General features: G+C 76.5%; 1 protein-coding gene. It reads right to left on the bottom strand.

What is annotated here, in order from left to right:
- A partial coding sequence (locus tag ABZ793_RS34580) for an SDR family NAD(P)-dependent oxidoreductase (RefSeq protein ID WP_357465192.1) occupies positions 1-3542 on the bottom strand: 3542 nt, incomplete at both ends.

The raw sequence follows: 3542 nt of genomic DNA, 5'->3' as shown, positions 1-3542 counted from the left end.
CCAACCGCCCGTCGAACGCCGGACACCGCCCCACCAGACCCGCGGCCATCCGCACCGCCTGCCCGCCCTGACCGGGGAACACGAACACCACCCCGTGGGTGGATGCCGTGCCGCCGACGACGTGGCCGGCCGGCGCGCCGGCCGCCAGGGCGTCCAGGCCGGCCAGCAGGTCCTCGCTGCTCGCCCCGACGACGGCGGCGCGCTGCTCCAGTGCGGCCCGGGTGGTCGCCAGCGACCAGGCCACGGCGGCCGGGTCGAGGCCGTTGTGGTCGCGGACGTGCCGCGCGAGCCGTTCCGCCTGGACCCGCAGCGCCGCGCTGGACCGCGCCGACAGCGGCCACAGCACCGCGTCCGAGCGGACCAGCCCGTCCGGGCCGTCCTCGGCGGGCGAGCCGGGCTCGGTCGGCTCGGCGCCGTCCGGCTCGGCGGGCTCCTCCGGCTGTTCGACGATGACGTGGGCGTTGGTGCCGGAGACGCCGAACGACGACACCGCCGCCCGGCGCGGCCGGCCCGTCTCCGGCCACGGCCGCTGCTCGGTGGTGAGCGTGACGGCCCCGGCCGTCCAGTCGATGTGCGGGGACGGCTCGTCCACGTGCAGGGTCGCGGGGACGACGCCGTGCCGCATGGCCTGCACCATCTTGATCACACCGGCCATCCCGGCCGCAGCCTGGGCGTGCCCGATGTTCGACTTGATCGAGCCGAGCAGCAGCGGCTCGGCGTCGCCCCGGTCCTGCCCGTACGTGGCCAGCAGCGCCTGCGCCTCGATCGGGTCGCCGAGGGTGGTGCCGGTGCCGTGCGCCTCGACCACGTCCACGTCAGCGGTGGTCAGCCGGGCGTTGGCGAGGGCCTGGCGGATGACCCGCTGCTGGGACGGCCCGTTCGGGGCGGTCAGCCCGTTGGACGCCCCGTCCTGGTTGACCGCGGAGCCGCGCAGCACGGCGAGGACGTGGTGGCCGTTGCGCCGCGCGTCGCTCAGCCGCTCGACCAGCAGCACGCCGACGCCCTCGGCCCACCCGGTGCCGTCGGCGGCGGCGGCGAACGACTTGCACCGCCCGTCCGCGGCAAGGCCGCCCTGGCGGGAGAACTCGGCGAAGGTGTCCGGGGTGGCCATCACGGCGACCCCGCCGGCGAGGGCGAGGTCGCACTCGCCCCGGCGCAGCGCCTCGCTGGCCAGGTGCAGCGCGACCAGCGACGACGAGCAGGCGGTGTCCACGGTGATCGCCGGGCCCTCCAGCCCCAGCGTGTACGCCACCCGGCCGGAGATGACGCTGTGCGAGCCGCCGGTCATCAGGTAGCCCTCGGTGCCCTCCGGCACCTCGGTCAGCCCGCTCCCGTAGCCGGAGGTGGACGCGCCGACGTAAACGCCGGTGCGGCTGCCCTTGAGGGCGGTCGGGTCGATCCCGGCCCGTTCCAGCACCTCCCAGGACGCCTCGAGGGTGAGCCGCTGCTGCGGGTCCATCGCCAGGGCCTCGCGGGGCGAGATGCCGAAGAACGCCGGGTCGAAGCCGGTCACGTCGTGGAGGAAGCCGCCGGCCGGGGTGTAGCCGCTGTCCGGCGCGGGGGTGTCCCAGCCCCGGTCGGTGGGGAAATCGCCGATCGCGTCGACGCCCTCGGTGACCAGCCGCCACAGCTCGTCGGGGCTCGCGGCGCCTCCCGGGTAGCGGCAGGCCATGCCGACGATGGCGATCGGCTCGCCGGCGGTGACGGCGACCGCGACGGCCGCGGCGGCGCGGTCCCCGCCGAACGCCGTCTCGCGCAGGTGCCGGGCCAGGTCGGCCGGGGTGGGGTGGTCGAAGACGAGGGTGGCCGGCAGCCGCAGCCCGGTGGCCTCGTTCAGCCGGGTACGGAAGTCCAGGGCCGTGAGCGAGTCGAAGCCGAGGTCCTTGAACGGCCGGCCGCGCAGGTCGTCCGGGGTGGCGTGGCCGAGCACCCGGGCGGCCTGCTCGTTGACGAGCCGGAGCAGTTCCCGCTCCTGCTCGGCCTCGGTCAGGTCGACCAGGTGGCGCAGCGCGTCGGACGCGCCGGCCGGCGCGTCGGTCTCCGCCTCGGCCTCGGCCAGCGCCCGCACCGCGGGCAGCTCAGAGAGGAACGGGCTGGGCCGGGCCAGGGTGAACGCCGGGTGGAAGCGGCTCCAGTCGACGTCGGCGACGGTCAGGCGGGTCTCGCCGTGCTCGACGGCGCGGCGCAGGGCGAGCAGCGCGTCGGCGGGTCGCATCGGGTTGAGGCCGCGGCGGCTGAGCAGCTGTTGGGTCTCCTCGGTGGTGGCCATGCCGCCCTCGGCCCAGGCGCCCCAGGAGATGGAGGTGGCGGTGAGGCCCCGGGCGCGCCGCTGCTCGGCGAGCCCGTCGAGGTACGCGTTCGCGGCCGCGTACCCGCACTGGCCGGCGCTGCCCCACACCGCGGCGATGGAGGAGAACGTGACGAAGGCGTCGAGTTCCCGGTCGGCCAGGAACTCGTCGAGGTGCACCGCGCCGAGCGCCTTGCCGGCCATGACGTGGTCGAACACGTCGAGGTCGGTGTCGACCAGCGGGGTGAGGTGGTCGGTGCCGGCGGCGTGCAGCACGGCGGTCAGCGGGGCCACCTCGTCCAGGCCGGCCACGAGCGCGCCGACCTGGTCGCGGTCGGCCACGTCGCAGGCCACCACGCTGACCCGTACGCCCGTGGCGGTCAGCTCGTCGGCCAGCTCGCGGGCGCCGGCGGCGTCGAGGCCGCGGCGGCTGGTCAGCACCAGGTGCTCGGCGCCGTTGTCGGCGAGCCAGCGGGCGGCCTGCGCGCCGATCGCGCCGGTGCCACCCGTTATCAGCACGGTGCCGCGCGGCTGCCAGGCGGTGACCTGCCCCGACGCGGGGGTGGTGGCGGGGGTGAGCCGCCGGACGAAGGTACCGGACGGGCGGACGGCGAACTGGTCCTCGTCGCCGGCGGCGGTGAGGATGCGGGCCACCTCCGCCCAGGTCACGGCGTCGGGCTCGACCGGCAGGTCCACCATGCCGCCCCAGCGCCGCGGGTGTTCCAGGCCGACCACCCGGCCCAGCCCCCACAGTGCGTGCTGCGCGGCGCTGGCCACCGGATCCGCCGGGCCGGTACCGACCCCGCCCCGCGTCACGCACCACAACGGCGCGGACACGTCGACGTCCTGCAACGCCTGCACCAGACGGGTCGTCGCGACCATCCCGGTGGGGATGCCGGGGTGGCCTGGGTACTGCGCGTCCGCCAGGCCGAGCAGGGACACCACCCCGGCCGGCTGCGCGTCCCGCTCCCCGACCAGCCGCTCCGCCAGCTCCTCCCGGGTGACCTGGGCCGGGTCGACGGCCAACTGCCGCACGGCCGACCCGCCGGGCAGAGCGGCCGCGAGCAGCTCCAACCAGCCGTCCACCGCGGGATCGTCGACCGGCCGCACCACCAGCAGGTCACCGGCCACGGCACCGCCGCCGACCGCCGGGGCCGCCCGCTTCCACACCACCCGGTACGACCAGCCGTCCAGCACCGCCCGCTGCAACCGGGCCTTCCGCCACGACGACAACACCGGCAACGCCGGAGCGAGC

Source organism: Micromonospora sp. NPDC047465, from assembly GCF_040643125.1.
GTDB lineage: Bacteria > Actinomycetota > Actinomycetes > Mycobacteriales > Micromonosporaceae > Micromonospora.
The sequence above is the reverse complement of the archived record's forward strand: the minus strand, read 5'-3'. Positions and strand labels throughout refer to the sequence as shown.